At 59.9% G+C, this 17,641-nt stretch carries 20 protein-coding genes; 8 read left to right on the top strand and 12 right to left on the bottom strand.

Annotated elements, in window-relative coordinates:
• The 3 genes from WLY71_RS18885 to WLY71_RS18875 form a co-directional block, all read left to right on the top strand.
• On the top strand, positions 1–420 hold a 420-nt coding region (locus WLY71_RS18885), incomplete at its 5' end, for an ABC transporter permease (protein WP_347804746.1).
• Positions 421–748: 328 nt separating this feature from the next.
• Positions 749–1,153 (top strand): TraR/DksA family transcriptional regulator, encoded by a 405-nt coding sequence (locus tag WLY71_RS18880; protein ID WP_007907888.1) that lies wholly within the window; start codon positions 749–751, stop codon positions 1,151–1,153.
• Positions 1,154–1,352: 199 nt separating this feature from the next.
• Entirely contained in the window at positions 1,353–2,957 is a 1,605-nt protein-coding gene (locus WLY71_RS18875; RefSeq protein ID WP_347804745.1) for a methyl-accepting chemotaxis protein, read from the top strand.
• Positions 2,958–3,072: 115 nt separating this feature from the next.
• Here the strand turns inward: WLY71_RS18875 and WLY71_RS18870 are convergent, their stop codons facing one another.
• From WLY71_RS18870 to WLY71_RS18860, 3 genes are all read right to left on the bottom strand, one after another.
• Entirely contained in the window at positions 3,073–3,312 is a 240-nt protein-coding gene (locus tag WLY71_RS18870) for a DUF2789 domain-containing protein (RefSeq protein WP_033057641.1), read from the bottom strand.
• 131 nt (positions 3,313–3,443) lie between these two features.
• The gene (locus WLY71_RS18865; protein ID WP_134099586.1) at positions 3,444–3,674 is read right to left on the bottom strand and encodes a hypothetical protein; all 231 of its coding nucleotides are present in this window, start codon (positions 3,672–3,674) and stop codon (positions 3,444–3,446) included.
• A 156-nt stretch (positions 3,675–3,830) separates the two neighbouring features.
• A complete protein-coding gene (locus WLY71_RS18860; protein WP_347804748.1) occupies positions 3,831–4,079 on the bottom strand; it encodes a hypothetical protein in 249 nt (82 codons plus the stop codon).
• A gap of 413 nt (positions 4,080–4,492) precedes the next feature.
• Between WLY71_RS18860 and WLY71_RS18855 the strand changes: the two genes are divergently transcribed.
• The 3 genes from WLY71_RS18855 (at position 4,493) to WLY71_RS18845 (ending at position 6,301) form a co-directional block, all read left to right on the top strand.
• Positions 4,493–4,963 (top strand): hypothetical protein, encoded by a 471-nt coding sequence (locus WLY71_RS18855; protein ID WP_347804744.1) that lies wholly within the window; start codon positions 4,493–4,495, stop codon positions 4,961–4,963.
• Complete coding sequence (locus WLY71_RS18850; protein WP_347804743.1) at positions 4,963–5,166, top strand: hypothetical protein; 204 nt, start codon at positions 4,963–4,965, stop codon at positions 5,164–5,166. Before WLY71_RS18855 ends, WLY71_RS18850 begins: the two co-directional genes overlap by 1 nt.
• A gap of 118 nt (positions 5,167–5,284) precedes the next feature.
• Positions 5,285–6,301 carry an ABC transporter substrate-binding protein gene (locus WLY71_RS18845; protein ID WP_347804742.1) on the top strand — a complete coding sequence of 339 codons (1,017 nt, stop codon included), beginning with the start codon at positions 5,285–5,287 and terminating at the stop codon, positions 6,299–6,301.
• Between the two features lie 136 nt (positions 6,302–6,437).
• Here WLY71_RS18845 and WLY71_RS18840 read toward each other — a convergent pair whose 3' ends face one another.
• A complete protein-coding gene (locus WLY71_RS18840) occupies positions 6,438–8,570 on the bottom strand; it encodes a TonB-dependent receptor (protein ID WP_347804741.1) in 2,133 nt (710 codons plus the stop codon).
• A gap of 89 nt (positions 8,571–8,659) precedes the next feature.
• On the bottom strand, positions 8,660–9,046 hold the full coding sequence (locus WLY71_RS18835; protein ID WP_347804740.1) for a DUF2946 domain-containing protein: 387 nt from the start codon (positions 9,044–9,046) through the stop codon (positions 8,660–8,662).
• A gap of 95 nt (positions 9,047–9,141) precedes the next feature.
• On the opposite strand from WLY71_RS18835, the gene WLY71_RS18830 reads away from it, so the two are divergent.
• A complete protein-coding gene (locus tag WLY71_RS18830) occupies positions 9,142–9,579 on the top strand; it encodes a DUF3995 domain-containing protein (RefSeq protein ID WP_347804739.1) in 438 nt (145 codons plus the stop codon).
• Between the two features lie 118 nt (positions 9,580–9,697).
• Here WLY71_RS18830 and WLY71_RS18825 read toward each other — a convergent pair whose 3' ends face one another.
• The 7 genes from WLY71_RS18825 to WLY71_RS18795 form a co-directional block, all read right to left on the bottom strand.
• Positions 9,698–10,060: a Na+/H+ antiporter subunit G gene (locus tag WLY71_RS18825; protein WP_347804738.1), complete on the bottom strand. Its 363-nt coding sequence runs from the start codon at positions 10,058–10,060 to the stop codon at positions 9,698–9,700.
• Positions 10,057–10,335: a K+/H+ antiporter subunit F gene (locus tag WLY71_RS18820; RefSeq protein WP_008151692.1), complete on the bottom strand. Its 279-nt coding sequence runs from the start codon at positions 10,333–10,335 to the stop codon at positions 10,057–10,059. Before WLY71_RS18820 ends, WLY71_RS18825 begins: the two co-directional genes overlap by 4 nt.
• A complete protein-coding gene (locus WLY71_RS18815) occupies positions 10,332–10,820 on the bottom strand; it encodes a Na+/H+ antiporter subunit E (protein WP_095133433.1) in 489 nt (162 codons plus the stop codon). The genes WLY71_RS18820 and WLY71_RS18815 overlap by 4 nt, the downstream gene beginning before the upstream one ends.
• Positions 10,817–12,502, bottom strand: coding sequence for a monovalent cation/H+ antiporter subunit D (locus WLY71_RS18810; protein WP_347804737.1), 1,686 nt, complete (start codon positions 12,500–12,502; stop codon positions 10,817–10,819). Before WLY71_RS18810 ends, WLY71_RS18815 begins: the two co-directional genes overlap by 4 nt.
• On the bottom strand, positions 12,499–12,843 hold the full coding sequence (locus tag WLY71_RS18805) for a Na+/H+ antiporter subunit C (protein WP_007986256.1): 345 nt from the start codon (positions 12,841–12,843) through the stop codon (positions 12,499–12,501). Before WLY71_RS18805 ends, WLY71_RS18810 begins: the two co-directional genes overlap by 4 nt.
• Complete coding sequence (locus WLY71_RS18800) at positions 12,843–15,761, bottom strand: monovalent cation/H+ antiporter subunit A (RefSeq protein WP_347804736.1); 2,919 nt, start codon at positions 15,759–15,761, stop codon at positions 12,843–12,845. The genes WLY71_RS18805 and WLY71_RS18800 overlap by 1 nt, the downstream gene beginning before the upstream one ends.
• Positions 15,762–16,033: 272 nt before the next feature.
• On the bottom strand, positions 16,034–17,038 hold the full coding sequence (locus tag WLY71_RS18795; RefSeq protein WP_347804747.1) for a DMT family transporter: 1,005 nt from the start codon (positions 17,036–17,038) through the stop codon (positions 16,034–16,036).
• A 15-nt stretch (positions 17,039–17,053) separates the two neighbouring features.
• Here WLY71_RS18795 and WLY71_RS18790 point away from each other — a divergent pair, with 15 nt between their 5' ends.
• Positions 17,054–17,617, top strand: coding sequence for a helix-turn-helix domain-containing protein (locus WLY71_RS18790; protein ID WP_347804735.1), 564 nt, complete (start codon positions 17,054–17,056; stop codon positions 17,615–17,617).
• Positions 17,618–17,641 lie beyond the last annotated feature (24 nt).

Genomic DNA, 17,641 nt, shown 5'->3' with positions numbered 1-17,641 from the left:
GCCCTGCGTTACACCAAGTACGGCAAATACACCTACGCCATCGGCGGCAACATGCAGGCGGCGCGTACCTCGGGGATCAACGTCAAGCGGCATCTGGTGATCGTCTACAGCATCGCCGGGTTGCTGGCAGGCCTGGCGGGTGTGGTGGCGTCGGCACGGGCCGCGACCGGGCAGGCCGGGATGGGCATGTCTTATGAGCTGGACGCGATTGCCGCGGCCGTGATCGGCGGCACCAGCCTGGCCGGTGGCGTAGGGCGCATCACCGGCACGGTCATCGGCGCACTGATCCTCGGGGTCATGGCCAGCGGTTTCACCTTCGTCGGCGTCGATGCTTACATTCAGGACATCATCAAAGGCCTGATCATCGTGGTGGCAGTGGTCATCGATCAGTACCGCAACAAGCGCAAACTCAAGCGCTGAGCCTCAGATAAAGCAGCCAATGCGCCACGCCTGTCCCGCGTGGCGCAACCATTTGTCTTCTATATACAGCCGCGTGTTTGAATTTCTTGCTATAAACGCACTCCGATAACCACCGCAAAGGCTGCCGTAGAGCACTTTCAGGGCTTTGTCGGACAAATTCGCTGTCTTTTCAGTTGCTGAGGCCTCAAGTCGGCCTTAGACTGCCGCCCCTCGTAAATTGAGTGCCGGGTGGCGCTTGGAATTAAACGGCGCCGTTCCGATGGCCGACCCAGGTCCGCCGGAACGCTCCCTAATTCGCCTTAATGCACGTTTTTTTATAGAGATATCAATGACAAAGGACAAGTTGCTGGCCATGCCGGCGGATGACTACATGAATGCCGAGCAACATGCTTTTTTCTCTGAGCTGTTGCAGAACATGAAAGTCGAAACCCATGAGCGCATCGAACAGAACCGCATCGCCATCGAAAGCCTGGACACCCCGGCCGATCCGGCCGACGCTGCTTCTGTTGAAGAAGAGCGCACCTGGCTGGTGAACGCGATCGATCGCGACCAGCGCATGCTGCCTCAGTTGGAACAGGCTCTGGAACGCATCAAAGAAGACAGCTTCGGCTGGTGCGACGACAGCGGCGAGGCCATTGGCCTGAAGCGCCTGCTGATCAGCCCGACCACCAAATACTGCATCGAAGCTCAAGAGCGTCACGAACAGATCGACAAGCACCAGCGTCAGGCCTGATTTCGTAATGCCCGCATCGCGGGCAAGTCTTGCTCCTACAGGAGTGAGGCTTGCCCGCGATGCTTTTTTTCGTCTGCGAAAAACCCGTGCACTTCTATTGATCTGCTGCAACGCCCACTACTAATGGACCATAGATAATGGCCTTGTAGTGGCGTTTAATGCCGATACAACAATTAGAATTATTCGTGGGGTGACGAAGATGACGCGAGACGGATCGCTGGTTGCGGCAGTGCCTGCACCCGTGCTTTTGCCAAGAAACCTTTGGCTGACACCGACCCTGCAAAGCATCGCCCTGATGCTCTTGTTGTGCGGTATGACGCTGGGGGGCTGGTCGCTTTACCTTGGCCTGCCATTGGCGGTGCTGGTTATCTGGCTACCTCGCTTGCGCTCGCGCGCCATCCCTGAGGCAACCCCCGTCGACAGCGCCAGCGCGATTGCCGAGTTGACTCGCGATCTTTCCTACACCACCAGTCATAACGCGTTGTCTGCCGCCGGTGTGGCCTTTTCGGTCAAGCAACTGGCAGACAAACTGCAATCGCAGCTCGGTGCCGCGGCGCAGATTGTCAGCAACGCCGAAGTGATGATCGCTACCGAACAAGCCACCTCGACACTCAGCCGGGAAGCGCTCAGTGCGGCCAGCGAGGCTCATCGGAGTAGCGCGGCAGGGCGCACGGAGCTGATCGAGTCCATCGCCCGTATGCATCAACTCAGTCAGCGCGCCAGTAACAGCCGTGAACTGATCGAAGCCCTGAGCCTGCGCAGTGACGATATCCAACGGGTCACCCTGGTGATCCAGTCCATCGCCAGCCAGACCAATCTGCTGGCCTTGAACGCGGCTATCGAGGCGGCGCGGGCCGGGGAGCATGGTCGCGGATTTGCGGTGGTGGCCGATGAGGTTCGAGGTCTGGCCGCGCGCACGGCGACAGCCACTGGCGAAGTCGGGGAAATGGTCGCTGATATTCAGCAACGCACCGCGCAAGTGGTGGAGCAGATCCGTCAACTGTCCAGCGACCTCGACACCGGTGTCGAGCAGGTCGAGCACACCGGTCAGCACCTGGAGAACATTGCGCGTCTGGCCGCTGGCGTCGAAAGCCAGGTCGGGGAAATCGCCAGGGGCGCTGACACCAACCGCGAACAACTCGATAGCCTGTTTCACGCCATCGAACAGATGCGCAGCGACCTGGCGATCAGCGACCAACAGACCCAGCGCCTGGCCCAGGCCGCCGTGCAAATGGAAGGTCAGGCCGAAACCATCAGCGAACGCCTCGCCGAAGTCGGGCTGGATGACTACCACCAACGGATTTATGACCTTGCCCGCGAAGGCGCGAGTCAGATCGCGGCGCGCTTTGAAGCGGATATCGACGAGGGCCGCGTGAGCCTCGATGACCTGTTTGACCGCAATTACCAAACCATTCCCAACACCAGCCCGGCCAAATACCAGACCCGCTTCGATCGCTACGCCGATCAGGTCTTGCCGGCGATCCAGGAACCCTTGTTGCCGCGTCATGAAGGCCTGGTGTTCGCCATCGCCTGTACGCAGCAGGGCTATGTACCGACCCACAACAAGGTCTTCAGCCAACCACTGACCGGTGATGCGCAGGTCGATACCTTGCAAAACCGCACTAAACGCAAATTCGCCGACCGCACCGGGATCCGCTGTGGCAGCCATCAGCAGGCCGTACTGCTGCAAACCTACACCCGCGACACCGGTGAGCTGATGCACGACCTCTCGGTGCCCATCATGCTCAAGGGCCGACATTGGGGTGGTCTGCGATTGGGTTACAAGCCGCAAAGCCCTCGTTGAGGCCTCTCCCTGTAGGAGCTGTCGAGTGCAACGAGGCTGCGATCTTTTGATCTTCGCTTTTAAAACATCAAAAGATCGCAGCCTCGTTGCACTCGACAGCTCCTACAGATGCAGGCTAGTGGATCTGATGCATGCGCAGGTTCAGGTCGTCGACCACCCGCGCCCAATCGGCGTCTTCACGCAATTGTTCTTTCAGGAAGCCGGCTTGCTGCGGAGTCCAGAACTCGGCATCGATGAGTTTTTTGTCGTCGGCCAGGGGGGAATGACTGGCAATGAAATCGTCGATGGCCTTCTCGCTGGAGTCCAGACCGAGTTGGTCGAACAAACCTTTCAAGTCGTGTGTCGGTGAATCCATGTTCATCTCCTTGCGGGTCGCGTCGAGTGCGAGATCTGAGGGGCGGCTTCAGTACATCTGAGAGAGCCGCGCTTCAGGAGTTCGATGGCGATGTTCAAAAGCAGAAGTGAGCATAGACTGCAAACCGACTATCAGGCTTTCAATGCACCTTCATCGACGGCAACCTTCAGCGCCTTGGCGGCATCCTGGGCGGCAATGGCGGCGACGTCCGAGGTCTTGAACCAGCGATCTTTCTCGACCTGGTGATATGTCACGGTGGTCAGCGGTGGTTTGGCGCGCATGATAATGACTGCCTGGAATTCGCCTTCGACTTCTCTGGCTTCGCCCCGGATAAAAAATTCACCGATATCAAATTCCGTCACGTAGCAGCCTTCCCTTGAAATATTCTGTTGTTTTGAACGCCGCCCACCCTGGGGACGGGTTTCATTGGTCGGGCAGTATGGCAGTAGTTGCATGCCGGCGGCTGAGTTAAGTCGCCGGCATGACGAAGCGTCTATTGAAATGAACGGGCGGGACCGTCAACCGCGTAACTCGAGCGAGCGGGCAAGGGCGCAGGCTTCGTTATGATTGCCGCGGAAACCTCTGACGCGGCCGGTGGAAATTTCCTTGATATGAAAAAAGGCATTGCCAGCCAGAATGACCTGAAAACGTGGCCGGGCAAGCTCTACAGGGTAGTATTCATGCGGTTGAAACATCCCTGGGTGCAGTGTCGTCGAGCTGTTCGTGTCAGGCGCCTGAGGGTGAGCAAAATGTGTCAGCGTGCACATATGAAGTCCTTTTCGTTGTTTTACCGACGTGTGTACGTGGTTTTGGGTAGTCTCGATGAGCATCGCTGCTCTAGAATCACCGTCAGTGTTTGGCGATCGATGTTCATCTAAAGCAATTTTTTGCTGGCGATATGTCGGAAAAGTGCTTTTTTTAAAGAGCTTTTTCCCTAAAGTTGGTAGTCCCGTTTTTCTGGCCGTCGGAAGGGCTTTTTCCTTCAACCTCTGACGAACGCCAGGCAAGACGACGTGAGTGTTGTTCCAGTAGTCTTCTCAAGCCTCGCGATGGATGAGCCCTCTGCTCGTTTCAGGATTTCAACCCGGGTCATTTGGCTACACTTTCGGCATTGCCGCTTTTTTCTGCTGTGCGCTGTTTTCCTGCGTGCAGCATCATTTTCAGATGTGGGGATGTTTCCTTGGCAGTAAGTAATCTCGATATGCATGCTTTGTTCGTGCTGGGTGATTTGCGCGCAAAGCTGGTTAAACAGTTCCAGTCACGTTTTGTTTACATCACCGAACAGAACGCTGAAGGCATTTATATTGCCGAGATCGACACCGAAGAGGCGCTGGTGGTTGATGACAAACCAGGGCTTAAACTCAAGGTCGGCGATCATTTCAGCGCCTCTGTATTGCCCAGTCGCGAAGGCGGCAAGCTGGACATCAAGTTCCGCGAAATCAAACTGACGGTTTACGGCCTGGGTGATTATGCCTTCGTCACCACCGCGGATGGCCACGGGGTCGTGTTCAAGGAAGGTCATAGCGTAGTGATGGTGTTCGCCGCTCACCAACAGTTGCAGGAAGGTCTGACCAAAACCCTGAAAGCCGTGACCGCCAAGGCTGCCAAGTGGCGCAAAGGTGAACTGATCACCTTCAAGGCCAGCGAATAATGACCCTGACCCGCGCCGACTTCCACGAACAGAACCAGGCCAGTGCGCAAGCCGAAGCCCAGCGGCTGTTCGACCAGAAGGCTGTTTTGCAAGGTGCATGGCTGGGTTGGGTGGCGTCACAGATCTATACGTTGCGCCCGGCGGAGTACGCCAGCATGGTACGAAGAGCGTTGGCGCGCTTGCAGGAACCTCCCGAAAACTGATTGATCTCCCTCGAAAGCAGGAACCTCTACTACAGTCAGTTGACTGAGTATTCAGAGGCTTTGCGGTCTTCTGCCAGGCCATCCTGCTATTGCTGTGAACAGCACGAGGTGCAAAAGCATGAACGGATTTCGACGGTTGCTGGCCGCTACCCTGGCCACTTTCGGATTGTTGGCTTCACCCGTTCCGGTGTTCGCTGCCCAGGCGCCGATCCACTTCGCCGACCTGAACTGGGAAAGCGGCAGCCTGATTACCGATATCCTGCGGATCATCGTCGAGAAGGGCTACGGGCTGCCGACCGATACCTTGCCGGGGACGACCATCACCCTGGAGACCGCACTGGCCAACAATGACATTCAGGTCATTGGCGAAGAGTGGGCCGGTCGCAGTCCGGTCTGGGTCAAGGCTGAGGCCGAAGGCAAAGTCGCGAGTCTCGGCGATACAGTCAAGGGCGCCACCGAGGGTTGGTGGGTGCCCGAATACGTGATCAAAGGCGACCCGGCGAAAGGCATCAAGCCGCTGGCGCCGGGCCTGCGCAGTGTCAGCGACCTGCCGAAATACAAGGACGTGTTCCGCGACCCGGAAACCCCGGGCAAGGGGCGCTTCCTCAACAGCCCGATCGGCTGGACGTCGGAAGTGGTCAACAAACAGAAACTCAAGGCGTATGGGCTGGACGACAGTTATGTGAATTTCCGCAGCGGTTCCGGCGCAGCGCTGGATGCGGAGATCAGTTCTTCGATTCGGCGTGGCAAACCGGTGCTGTTCTATTATTGGTCGCCTACGCCGTTGCTCGGCCGCTTCAAACTGATTCAGCTGGAAGAGCCGCCGTTCGACGCCGATGCCTGGAAAACCCTGACCGACGCCGACAACCCGAATCCGAAACCGACTCGCTCGCTGCCCTCGAAGCTGTCCATTGGCGTGTCCACGCCATTCCAGAAACAGTATCCGCAGATTGCCGAGTTCTTCAGCAAGGTCGAGTTGCCAATCGATCCATTGAACAAGGCGCTGGCCGAGATGAGCGAAAAACATACCCCGCCACGTCAAGCGGCGGAGGCGTTCATGAAGGCGCACCCGGACGTGTGGCAGGCCTGGGTGCCCAAGGAAGTGGCGGATAAAGTCTCCGCCGGGTTGAAGTGAGCGGGTTGGTTGGAAGGTTGTGTTGTGCCGATTACCGCTATCGCGAGCAAGCTCGCTCCCACATTTGATCTATGTCGTTCACAGAGTTTGTGTACACAGGAGATCCCTTGTGGGAGCGAGCTTGCTCGCGATGCTTTTAGAACCGGGTCTGCACCGCCAACTCGAAGGTGCGCGGCGTACCGAGGTAATACGCCGGTGACACATGGACAAATTCGGCATACACCTCATTGGTCAGGTTGCGCACCCGGCCGGTGACGGTGGTGTGTTGATCGACCTTGTAGCTGAGGAACGTTCCGTAGAGCGTGTATGAAGGCACGGTCAGGGTGTTGGCGCTGTCGGCAAACACCGAGGCCACATACCGCGCATCGACACCACCCTGCCATTGCGGCGCGAAGTCATAGGTCAGCCACAGATTGCCGACCCGGTCCGGCACGTTGGTCGGTGTGTTGCCTTTGCGTGAAACCACGACACCCGCCGCATTCTTCTCGTTGAATTCGTCGTACTGCGCGTCGACCCAGGCGAAGTTGCCTTCGGCCAACAGCTTGTCGGTGATCCTGAACGAACTGGCCAGTTCGATCCCTTTGGACGTCTGTTGACCCACGGGAATGCTGCTGGTCGGATCCAGCGGATCGGTGACTGCGAAGTCCTTTCGCTCGATCGTGTAAGCCGCCACCGTCGCCGAGCCGCGGCCGTTCGGATAGTCGAATTTACTGCCGACTTCCCATTGCTTGCCGGTGGACACGTCGAAGTCTTGCGTGCCGTTGGGCTGTTCGGCAGCGGTGCTGTATTGCACGTAGACGTTGGCGTCGGGAATGAATTGGTAAGTCAGGCCGACCCGACCGGTCACCGGCTCCCAGCTGCGCTTGAGGTGCCGGGGATTGCTGGCGGTCACGACCCGGTGGTTGGTCACGTCCAGGTCGATTTCGTCGTAACGCAGGCCGGTCAGCAGCGCGAGTTTGTCGGTGAGTGCCAAACGGTTCTCGGCAAACAGGGCTTTGGTCGTGACTTCATCAGTCTTGTCGCTGACAAAGCCCGGTAGGATGCCCGGGATGTCATAGAAGTGCCCTGGCGCAAAGTTGTTCGGATCGACGGTGCTGGCACCTTTGACGTTCAGCGGCGACTTGGTGGTCTGGTTGACCTTGTACTCGAAGCCGCCGGACCAGGTCGTGTCCAGCCCGAACAACGTGTTGTCGTGGCGCAGTTCGAACTGGTTGCCGTTCTGCTCGCCCTGATGCCGGACCTGATAGGCAGTGGAGCGATTCACCGCACTGTTGTCGGCGTTGTACTGGTAGGTTTCCAGGTTGCGGTAATCGCGCTGGCTGTCGAGGTGGTAAAGGGTGTTGCGCAGGGTGGTGCTGTCGTTGATCCGGTAGTCGATGATCGAGCGAACCCAAATCGTGCGTTGCTCGTAGCGGCCGTCCTCGACGTTGTAGTTGTTGAATCGGTTGTGTTTGTCGATTTTCAATTCGCCGGCCTTGGGGTTAAGCACCGGTGTGCCCCAGTAAGGACTGTCTTCGTGTTCATCCTGATATTCCAGGGCCAGGGTGTGGGACAGGTTGGGCGTCAGGTCGCTGAGCAGCGAGAACGCCACGCTCCACGCATCACGCTCCTGACGGTCGATGTAGCCGTTGCCGGTGTTGTGGCTGACGTCGAGCCGCGCGTAGTGCTGCACGTCCGCGCTGGCATCGCTCAGGGCGTGGTTGAGACCGAACGCGGTCTCGGTGGTGTCGTAGCTGCCGTAACTGCCCCGGCCTTCGATGGCTTGCTCTTCACGCGTCGCCAGTTTGGTCACGTAGTTCAGCGAACCGCCCACTGAGCCAGCACCATTGATCAGCGATGACGGGCCGCCCACCAGCTCCACGCGATCATAGATCCAGGCGTCTACTGGCCGGGCGAGGCCGCCGGAGACATTGACGCCGTTGAACATCTGGGTGATCTGGCTGCTGGTGAATCCGCGATAGGAGACGAACCCACCGAAACCCGGCGGTGCGCTGGCATTGACGCCCGGCAAGGTATTGGCGGCGTCCTGAAAGTTCTGCGCGCCGTGGCGCTCGATGTCGTTGCGGTTGGCCACGGCTACCGAGGCGGGGGTTTCGCGCACGCTCAGGCCAAGCCGCGACGCCATGCCGCTGGACTGATCCAGACTCAGCCCCGGCTCAGCCGCCGCTTCGCCATCAATGGTGATGGGCGCGAGGTCGATTGTGGATTGCGCCCAAGCGTTTACAGACAGGCAGCCGAACAGGCTTGCCAGTAAAGGAATGCGTTTCATCGATGAATCCTGAATGCTTGACTAGGAAACAGCGCACACGCCAACGCCACGCGTTGGCGAGGTGAGCTGATCGGAAAAGGCGAAGAAATTCAGGCGGCAGGCGGAGCGCGAGGATTGGCCGAGGGCCAGGTGAAGCGGGCAGGGAGGTCAGCATTGGCGACGACGGCCAAGGGCGGACTGTGTTGCTGCGGGAGGATAGCCAGGGTCAGGCTGGAGTTGAGCGCCGGGCCCATGCCGCCGGTGGAGCACAACGGGCAGCCGAAGGCCTTGGACAGGGTCGGCAGTTTGTCTTCGGAGGTGTTCGACGAGGCCGGTAGCTGGCTGGCCGGGTCGACGGTACAGAACTGGCCGCCGATGCCGTTGAGCTGCATCCCGACCATTTGCCCGTGACCGATACTGCAGGCGAACACGTTGAACAGGACGCAGCAATAAAGCATCCAGGCCATCAATGTGCGATCAGTTCGGGCGAGTTTCATGGGGCGGCACTTTATCATCGCCGATGACGAATACCCTTACAAAATCGTTCAAGGAAGTTCATTCTGCTGCGACATTTCACGCTGGAAGTCTGAACATGAGCCTATTGATCGCGCAATGGATGGCTGCCATCTTTCTGTTGATCAGCCTGATCCACCTGTATTGGGCGGCGGGTGGCAAGTTGGGTAGCGAGGCGGCGGTCCCGCGAGTGTCCGCAGAGGACGGCGGAGAACCCAGGCCGGCCTTCAAGCCTTCAGGCTTTGCCACGTTACTGGTGGCGGTCGGGTTACTGCTGATTGCGATGCTGGTGTGCATGCGAGTCGGCCTGTATCTGCCGACGGTGCATCACTGGTCGCTGCAATGGGTGATCAGCGCCATTGCGATGCTGATGTTCGCCAGGGCGATCGGCGATTCGAATTTGATAGGGTTCTTCAAGCAGGTGAAGGATTCGAAGTTTGCCCGGCTCGACACCTGGGCGTATTCGCCGTTGTGCGTGGTGCTGGGGGCGGGGTTGTTGGCCGTTGCCTGGATTTGATCTGAGGTAATGCAAGATCAAAAGATCGCAGCCTCGTTTCACTCGACAGCTCCTACATGGGTTATGCATTCCCCTGTAGGAGCTGTCGAGTGAAACGAGGCTGCGATCTTTTTCGCGTTTAACTCCCGCTCTCCGTGCGCCGACTGCTCACCTCAGCCGGCACATCATCCCCCGCCATGCGCTTGCGAAACAGCGCCGCCCGCGCCAGCAGCAATGTGGTCACCGGCACCGTAATCGACAACAGAATCGGAATCAGCCAGGCATGCAGCACCGGCCCGGACTTGAGTGCCGAAAAATAAATGATTGAGGCCAACGCCACGCACCAGGCGCCCAAGGTCGACGCCAGCGCCGGCGGATGCATGCGCTGGAAGTAATCTTTCATCCGCACCAGTCCAACCGCGCCGATCAGCGCAAACAGACTACTGAGCACCAGCAGGATCGCCACCGGAATTTCCACCCACAAAGACAGTTCAGCGCTCATTCGATCACCTCGCCACGCAGCAGGAATTTCGCCAGGGCAAACGAGCCGACGAAACCGAACAGCGCAATCAGCAGCGCTGCCTCGAAGTAAGTGTCACTGGCATAACGAATGCCCAGCGCCAGCATCATCAGCATCGCGATGATGTACAGGTAATCCAGCGCCAGAACCCGGTCCTGGGCCGACGGCCCCTTAAACAGCCGGATCAGGGTCAGAATCATCGCCAGCGAAAAGATAAACAGGCTCAGCAGGATTGCGTTTGACAGCAAGGCGCTCATTCGAAGATCTCCATCAAGGGGCGCTCGTAGGTCGCCTTGAAGTGCTGGATGAACAGCGCTTCGTCATCCAGATCGAAGACGTGCAGTAACAGAATGCTGCGATCCAGCGCCAGTTCCGACCACACGGTGCCGGGAATCACCGTGCAGATCATCGACAACGCGGCCAGGCCGTTGGCGTCACGCAAGTCCATTGGCACCTTGATGAAGCGCGAACGCGGTGGACGGCGACCGGCGTTGAGCACGCCCCAGGCCACGGCGAGGTTGGACACCACCACATCGCGACCGACCAGAAAGAACAAACGCACAATCACCCCCGGCCGACGAATGCGGATCGGCAGCGGTCGCAGCTTGCGCATCATCAGCGGCGCGCAAAACCCCAGCACCGCGCCCAGCAGCAGATTGCCGGGGCTCATCGAGAGGTTCAGCACCAGCCACAACAACCACAGCGCCAGCGACAACCAGGGAGCAGGAAACAGTCGCTTCATGGTTTGACCTCCGCGATCGCAGCTTTGGCTTCCGGGCTTGGAATCGCACGGGTACCGAGCACCGCCATCACGTATTGCTGCGGGTTGTTCAAGGCCTGGGCGGCCGCCTGGGTGTAGCGCAGCAGCGGTTCGGCCTTGAAGGTCAGCGCAATGCTCAAGCCCAGCAACGCAATGATCGGCACGCATTCGAAACGTCGCAGCAACGGCGACGGCCGCTCCTCGGGTGTCCAGAACCGCTGGATGCCCAAGCGCGAGAACGCGATCAACGACGCCAGCCCGGAGAGGATCAGCAACGCGAGCAAGCCCCACGCGGCATTGGAAACCGGCTCATCGCTCCCATTGCCCAGGCCCAACGGATTGAGCAGGGCGCTGAGCAGGCCGAGTTTGCCAATGAATCCCGAGAGCGGCGGCATGCCGATGATCAGCAGCGCGCAAGCAATGAAGCTCAGCCCGAGGAACGCCATGGTCCAGGGAATCACTTGGCCGACCACGGCTTTCTGCTCGTCATCGAGGTTGATGCCTTTGGGCGGCTGCAAAGATTCCATCGGTCGAGGAAGCAGATCGCCGTCATCGAATAACGGCATTTCATTGGCCGAACGCGAACGTTCGATCAACTCGGCCAACAGGAACAACGCGCTCAACGCCAGGGTCGAGCTGACCAGATAGAACAATGCCGCGCCGATCAGGTTCGGCTGGGCGAAACCGATGGCCGACAGCAGAATCCCGGCGGACACCAGAATGCTCAGGCTGGCCAGACGCTCCAGTCGTTGTGCGGCGAGAATCGCGACGGCGGCGCAGACGATGGTCGCCATGCCGCCGTAGATCAGCCAGTCGCCGCCAAAATACGCCGAGGCACCGGCCTGGCCGGAGAACAGCAGGGTCCACAAGCGCAGCAAGGTGTAGACGCCGACCTTGGTCATGATCGCGAACATCGCCGCCACCGGCGCGCTCGCCGAGGAATACGCCGGTACCAGCCAGAAGTTCAACGGCCACATTCCGGCCTTGGCCAGGAACGCTACCGCGAGAATTCCCGCGCCGGCATGCAGCAGGCCTCGATCAGCCTCGGGCACCAGCGGGATCTTCAGCGCCAGATCGGCCATGTTCAGGGTGCCGGTGACGCCGTAGATCAGCGCCGCGCCGATCAAGAACAGTGACGAGGCCAGCAGGTTGATCGAGATGTAATGCAGCCCCGCCGACACCCGCGACCGACCCGAACCGTGGAGCATCAGGCCGTAAGAGGCCGCCAGCAGCACTTCAAAAAACACAAACAGGTTGAACAGGTCCGCCGTCAGGAACGCGCCGTAAAGCCCCATCATCTGGATCTGGAACAGCGCGTGGAAACTCGAGCCGGCGCCGTCCCAACGGGCCATGGCGAACAGCAGGGCGCTGACGCCGATGATCCCGGTCAGCACCAGCATCAGCGCCGACAGACGATCGACCACCAGCACGATACCGAACGGCACCTGCCAGTTGCCCGGCAGGTACACGCCGATGGAACCGGGGACGCCAGTCTCCTGAGTCCATTGCAGCAACAGCACGGCAATGCTCAGCCCAAGCAGACTGGAGAGCAGGTTGATCTTGGCTTTTAACGGCCGGTGTTTCTCGCCCAGCATCAGCATCACGGCGGCGGTCAGCAGCGGCAGCAGAATCGGTGCAGCGATCAGGTGCGGCATCAGATTCATTCTTTAGGCTCCCGGCCATCCACATGGTCGGTACCGGTCAGGCCCCGGGAGGCCAGCAGCACCACCAGAAACAGCGCGGTCATGGCGAAGCTGATGACGATCGCGGTCAGCACCAGCGCTTGCGGCAGCGGATCGGTGTAGTGCAACAGGTCTTGCGGCACGCCGTCCTTGATGATCGGCTCCTTGCCGATAAACAGGCTGCCCATGCTGAAGATGAACAGGTTGACGCCGTAGGACAGCAGGCACAGGCCCATCACCACCTGAAACGTCCGTGGCCGCAGGATCAGCCAGACCCCGGACGCCGCCAATACGCCAATGGCGATTGCGATGACTTCTTCCATCAGACGGCTCCTTGCGTGGCGACGGCTCTAGGCAGGGCAGCGGTCTTGTGACCGCGTACCGATTGGTGAGCGAGGGCGGTGAGGATCAACAGGGTCGAACCGACCACCACGGCGTACACGCCGATGTCGAAGAACAGCGCACTGGCAATGTGAATATCGCCCAACACCGGCAGGTCCAGATGCCAGGTGTGGGTGGTCAGGAACGGATAACCGACCGCCATCGCCCCAAGCCCGGTGACCGTAGCGAACAACAACCCGGTGCCCATCCAGCGCAGTGGTCGCAGGCTCATTTGCGCCTCGACCCACTGGGTGCCGGCGACCATGTATTGCAGGATGAACGCCACCGACATCACCAACCCTGCGACAAAGCCGCCGCCCGGTTGATTGTGGCCGCGCATGAACAGGTAGACCGATACCACAAACGCAATCGGCAACAGCAGGCGCACCAGCACCGCCGGCAACATCATGAAACCGAGCGCGGTATCGCTGGCGTGACGCGGGTTGACCAGGTCGGTGACCACGTCGGGTGCCAGCAGACGTTGCTGGGCGGGCAACTGCAGGCTTTCTTTCGGCGGTCGGAAGCGTCGGAGCAGGGCGAATACGGTCAGGGCCACGGCCACCAGCACGGTAATTTCACCGAGGGTGTCGAAGCCGCGGAAGTCCACCAGCATCACGTTGACCACGTTGCTGCCGCCGCCTTCGGGCAGGGCACGGCTGAGGTAGAACGACGAAATGTGATTCGGTGTCTGGCGCGTCAGCATCGCGTACGAAAGCAATGCCATGCCGCCGCCGACCACGGTCGACAACAGCAAGTCGCGGATACGGCGGATGCGTGCCTTGCGCAGGGTGCTCGGCAGCGGCGAGACCTCTTCGATTCGGCGCGGCAACCAACGCAGACCGAGGAGGATCAACACTGTCGTCACCACTTCCACCGCCAATTGCGTCAGCGCCAGGTCCGGCGCCGAGAACCAGACAAAGGTCACGCAGGTCATCAGGCCACAGACGCTGACCATGGTCAGGGCTGCGAGCCGGTGATACTTGGCCTGCCACGCCGCGCCGAGGGCGCAGGCAATCGCCAGCAGCCAGAGGGTCACGAACACAATCGAACCCGGAATCTTCGGCCGGTCGCCCCAGCTCAGGCTGCTGTGGAGCATCGGGATCAACCCGGCCAACACGGCCGCGAGCACCACCAGGAACAATTGGGTTTGCAGGCGCTTGGTGCTGATCCTCCGCTCGAGACGACGGGCCAGGCGCATCATGATCACCAGGCTGCGTTCGAACAGGCGCTTGCCGTTGAACCGGCCAATGATCGGCGGGTACTTGAAACGCCCGTGTTTGAGCTGATTGCGCAACAGCAGATAAAGCACGATGCCGCAGGACATGGCGATCAGGCTCATGATCATCGGCGCGTTCCAGCCGTGCCAGATCGCCAGGCTGTATTCAGGCAAGGTGCCGCCCACCACCGGCAGGGCGGCCGCGGCCAGCAACGGGCCGACCACCTGCGCCGGGAAAATCCCCACGACCAGGCAGGCGAATACCAACAACTCCACCGGCGCGCGCATCCAGCGTGGCGGCTCGTGCGGGGTGTGCGGCAGGTCGGTGGCGGTCGGGCCGAAGAACACGTCGACGGTAAAGCGCAGTGAGTAGGCGACGCTGAAGGTCCCGGCGATGGTCGCGACGATGGGCAGCGTCATCTCGATCCAGGCCGTGGCATTGATGAACACGGTTTCGGCGAAGAACATCTCTTTGGAGAGGAAGCCGTTGAGCAGCGGCACACCGGCCATGGAAGCGCTGGCGACCATGGCCAGGGTGGCGGTGAACGGGATCAGCTTGATCAAGCCGCTGAGCTTGCGAATGTCCCGGGTGCCGCTTTCGTGGTCGATGATCCCTGCGGCCATGAACAGCGAAGCCTTGAACGTAGCGTGGTTGAGAATGTGAAACACCGCGGCCACAGCGGCCAGCGGACTGTTCAGGCCCAGCAGCAGGGTGATCAGGCCCAGGTGACTGATGGTCGAATAGGCCAGCAAACCCTTGAGATCGTTCTGGAACATCGCGCAATACGCACCGAGCAACAGGGTGCAGGCACCGGCGCCGCTGACGATGTAGAACCATTCTTCACTGCCGGACAGCGACGGCCACAGTCGTGCGAGGAGAAACACCCCGGCCTTGACCATGGTCGCCGAGTGCAGATAAGCCGAAACCGGTGTCGGCGCCGCCATCGCGTGAGGCAGCCAGAAGTGGAAGGGGAATTGTGCGCTTTTGCTCAGGGCGCCGATCAGGATCAGGGGGAGCAGAATAGGGTAGAGGGCGTGCGCGCGAATCAGATCGCCGGCGGCCAGGACCTTGTCCAGGTCATAGCTGCCGACCACATGGCCGAGCAGCATGACCCCCGCCAGCAGACACAAACCGCCTGCGCCGGTGACCATCAGCGCCATATAAGCACCGCGTCGCGCATCGGCGCGGTGGTGCCAGTAACCGATCAACAGGAATGAAAAGAGGCTGGTCAGCTCCCAGAAAAACACGATCTGGATCAGGTTGCCGGAGATCACCAGCCCGAGCATGGCGCCCATGAACGCCAGGAAAAACGCGAAGAACCGCGGCACCGGATCGTCCGGCGACATGTAGTAGCGGGCGTACAACGAAACCAGCGTGCCGATGCCCAGCACCAGCATCGAGAATAGCCAGGCGAAACCGTCCATGCGCAGGACAAAGTTCAGGCCCAGGCTGGGCAACCAGACAAACTCTTCGCGGATCACGCTGCCATCGGCGATTTGCGGGTACAAGAGGGCGACCTGAACAGTGCCTATCAAGGCAACCAGGCCAGCCAACAAAGATTCGGTGTTTCGCGCGTTGTGCGGCAGCAAGGCTGCCAGACAGCTGCCGATAAAAGGCAGAAGCAGTAGAACTATCAGGGACATAGGCTTCTAATCTGCGGAAGTTTGTGAAGCATCATACGTGCCAGCTCCCGGATCACCAAACGCCAAGCTGTCGCAGAATCCTATAAAGTAGACGGAAAAAACCTGATTCACATTGTTTCAATGGTCTGTTTTCAGCAGGTCTGGCCCCTTCGCGAGCAAGCCCGCTCCCACAGGGTCCAGTTGTGTTCACACCATTGCGGTACAACACAGAACCCATGTGGGAGCGGGCTTGCTCGCGAAGGCTATCTATCAGGCGCCACAGATAGTGCGGCTTAACCCTGCGTTTCCCGCCCCAACTCTTCCTCAGACGCAGCAGCCTTACCCTTGGTCTTCAACTCACTGACAATCACCGCCGCCACAATCAACCCCGCGCCCACCAGCGCAATGGCCGGCAACCGCTCACCCGCGATCCGCCCGACAATCCCGGCCCACACCGGCTCACCGGCATAGATCAACGTCGCCCGGGTCGGCGAAACACTCTTCTGCGCCCAGTTCATCGCCACTTGAATCGCCGCACTGGCCGCGCCCAATCCCAGCGCGCTGCATAACAGCAGCCAGGAGAAGTCCGGAATCCTTTCCTGAGTCGGTACCACCATCAAAAATGCCAGCACCGAGGTGACCGCCAATTGCACCACCGTCACCCGACGCACATCGACCTGGCCGGCATACGTACTGATCAGAATGATCTCCGCCGCTATCGCTACGGCGCTGATCAATGTGGCGATTTCGCCCGGGCTGAAATTGAACGAAGCGCCGGCCGGTCCCGATAGCAACATCAACCCGGTAAACGCCAACATGATCCCGATGCTCGGCATCAACCCCGGACGCCGCCCCAGCACCAGCCATTGCAGCAACGGCACGAAGGGCACGTACAACGCGGTAATAAACGCCGACTGACTGCTGGGAATGCTCTGCAACCCGACGGTCTGCAATCCATAGCCAAGCATGATCGCCACGCCGATAAAGGCCCCGGCCTTGAGTTCAAACAGCGTCAGCTCCCGCAGATGACGCCACGAAAACAGCGCAACAATGATCGCCGCCGCGGCAAAGCGCAGACCGACGAAGAACATCGGCCCGCTGACGGTCATCGCATGCTGCACCAGCAAGAAGGTGCCGCCCCAGACCATGGTGATCAGCACCAGCACGCACTCGGCCTTGCTGAACCGCGAGAAACGGGAGGAAGTGTGAGGGGTATTCACCGACGTCATGACCTTGCGCGCTACCTGAGGGGGACGCACAATGCGCCGAATGTTGCGCAGTATACTGCCCAACCCCATCAAGTGAGCAATATAGTGCACAAAGATTCCACGCAGCGGGCTTCGGTCCTCCAGCACGTCAGCCAGAACGTTCGACGCTTGCGCCATGCCGCCGACATGAGTCAGATCGCGCTGGCCGAAAAGTCCGGGGTCAGCCGCCGGATGCTGGTGGCCATCGAGGCCGGTGAGAAGAACGTCAGCCTGACCACCCTCGACCGTGTGGCCGAAGCGCTGAACGTCGCATTCAGCGACCTGATCCAGGCCCCGGATGCCCGCGACCCGAGCCGCATCAATGAAGTGGCCTGGGCCGGGAATATTCCTGGCAGCAAAGCCGTTTTACTGTCCAAAGCCACGGCTACCCGCGAGGTGGAACAATGGGAGTGGTGCCTGCAACCGGGGGAGATTTATCCGTCGCAACCGGACGCGGAGGGCTGGAGTGAGCAGATCTATGTGTTTGAAGGCTGCCTGACGCTGATGCTGGGCGATACACCGCATGAGATTGCTGCCGGCCAGTTCTACATGTTCGCCAGCAATCAGCCCCACGCCTATCGCAACGATGGGCCGGGGGCGGCTCGGTTTGTGCGAAATGTGGTGATCTAACTGTTTGCGGATCAACACTGGATA

The organism is Pseudomonas rossensis (genome assembly GCF_039888995.1).
GTDB lineage: Bacteria > Pseudomonadota > Gammaproteobacteria > Pseudomonadales > Pseudomonadaceae > Aquipseudomonas > Aquipseudomonas rossensis.
The sequence above is the reverse complement of the archived record's forward strand: the minus strand, read 5'-3'. Positions and strand labels throughout refer to the sequence as shown.

Bases quoted from the DNA above. Each gene is read 5' to 3' on its own strand.
- WLY71_RS18805 (WP_007986256.1), bottom strand. From the start codon at position 12,843: ATGGAAGAAGTCATCGCAATCGCCATTGGCGTATTGGCGGCGTCCGGG.
- WLY71_RS18880 (WP_007907888.1), top strand. From the start codon at position 749: ATGACAAAGGACAAGTTGCTGGCCATGCCGGCGGATGACTACATGAAT.
- WLY71_RS18835 (WP_347804740.1), bottom strand. From the start codon at position 9,046: ATGAAACTCGCCCGAACTGATCGCACATTGATGGCCTGGATGCTTTAT.
- WLY71_RS18820 (WP_008151692.1), bottom strand. From the start codon at position 10,335: ATGAGCGCCTTGCTGTCAAACGCAATCCTGCTGAGCCTGTTTATCTTT.
- WLY71_RS18850 (WP_347804743.1), top strand. From the start codon at position 4,963: ATGACCCTGACCCGCGCCGACTTCCACGAACAGAACCAGGCCAGTGCG.
- WLY71_RS18830 (WP_347804739.1), top strand. From the start codon at position 9,142: ATGAGCCTATTGATCGCGCAATGGATGGCTGCCATCTTTCTGTTGATC.
- WLY71_RS18810 (WP_347804737.1), bottom strand. From the start codon at position 12,502: ATGAATCTGATGCCGCACCTGATCGCTGCACCGATTCTGCTGCCGCTG.
- WLY71_RS18840 (WP_347804741.1), bottom strand. From the start codon at position 8,570: ATGAAACGCATTCCTTTACTGGCAAGCCTGTTCGGCTGCCTGTCTGTA.
- WLY71_RS18845 (WP_347804742.1), top strand. From the start codon at position 5,285: ATGAACGGATTTCGACGGTTGCTGGCCGCTACCCTGGCCACTTTCGGA.
- WLY71_RS18875 (WP_347804745.1), top strand. From the start codon at position 1,353: ATGACGCGAGACGGATCGCTGGTTGCGGCAGTGCCTGCACCCGTGCTT.
- WLY71_RS18860 (WP_347804748.1), bottom strand. From the start codon at position 4,079: ATGTGCACGCTGACACATTTTGCTCACCCTCAGGCGCCTGACACGAAC.
- WLY71_RS18870 (WP_033057641.1), bottom strand. From the start codon at position 3,312: ATGGATTCACCGACACACGACTTGAAAGGTTTGTTCGACCAACTCGGT.
- WLY71_RS18815 (WP_095133433.1), bottom strand. From the start codon at position 10,820: ATGAAGCGACTGTTTCCTGCTCCCTGGTTGTCGCTGGCGCTGTGGTTG.
- WLY71_RS18800 (WP_347804736.1), bottom strand. From the start codon at position 15,761: ATGTCCCTGATAGTTCTACTGCTTCTGCCTTTTATCGGCAGCTGTCTG.
- WLY71_RS18825 (WP_347804738.1), bottom strand. From the start codon at position 10,060: ATGAGCGCTGAACTGTCTTTGTGGGTGGAAATTCCGGTGGCGATCCTG.
- WLY71_RS18795 (WP_347804747.1), bottom strand. From the start codon at position 17,038: ATGGGGTTGGGCAGTATACTGCGCAACATTCGGCGCATTGTGCGTCCC.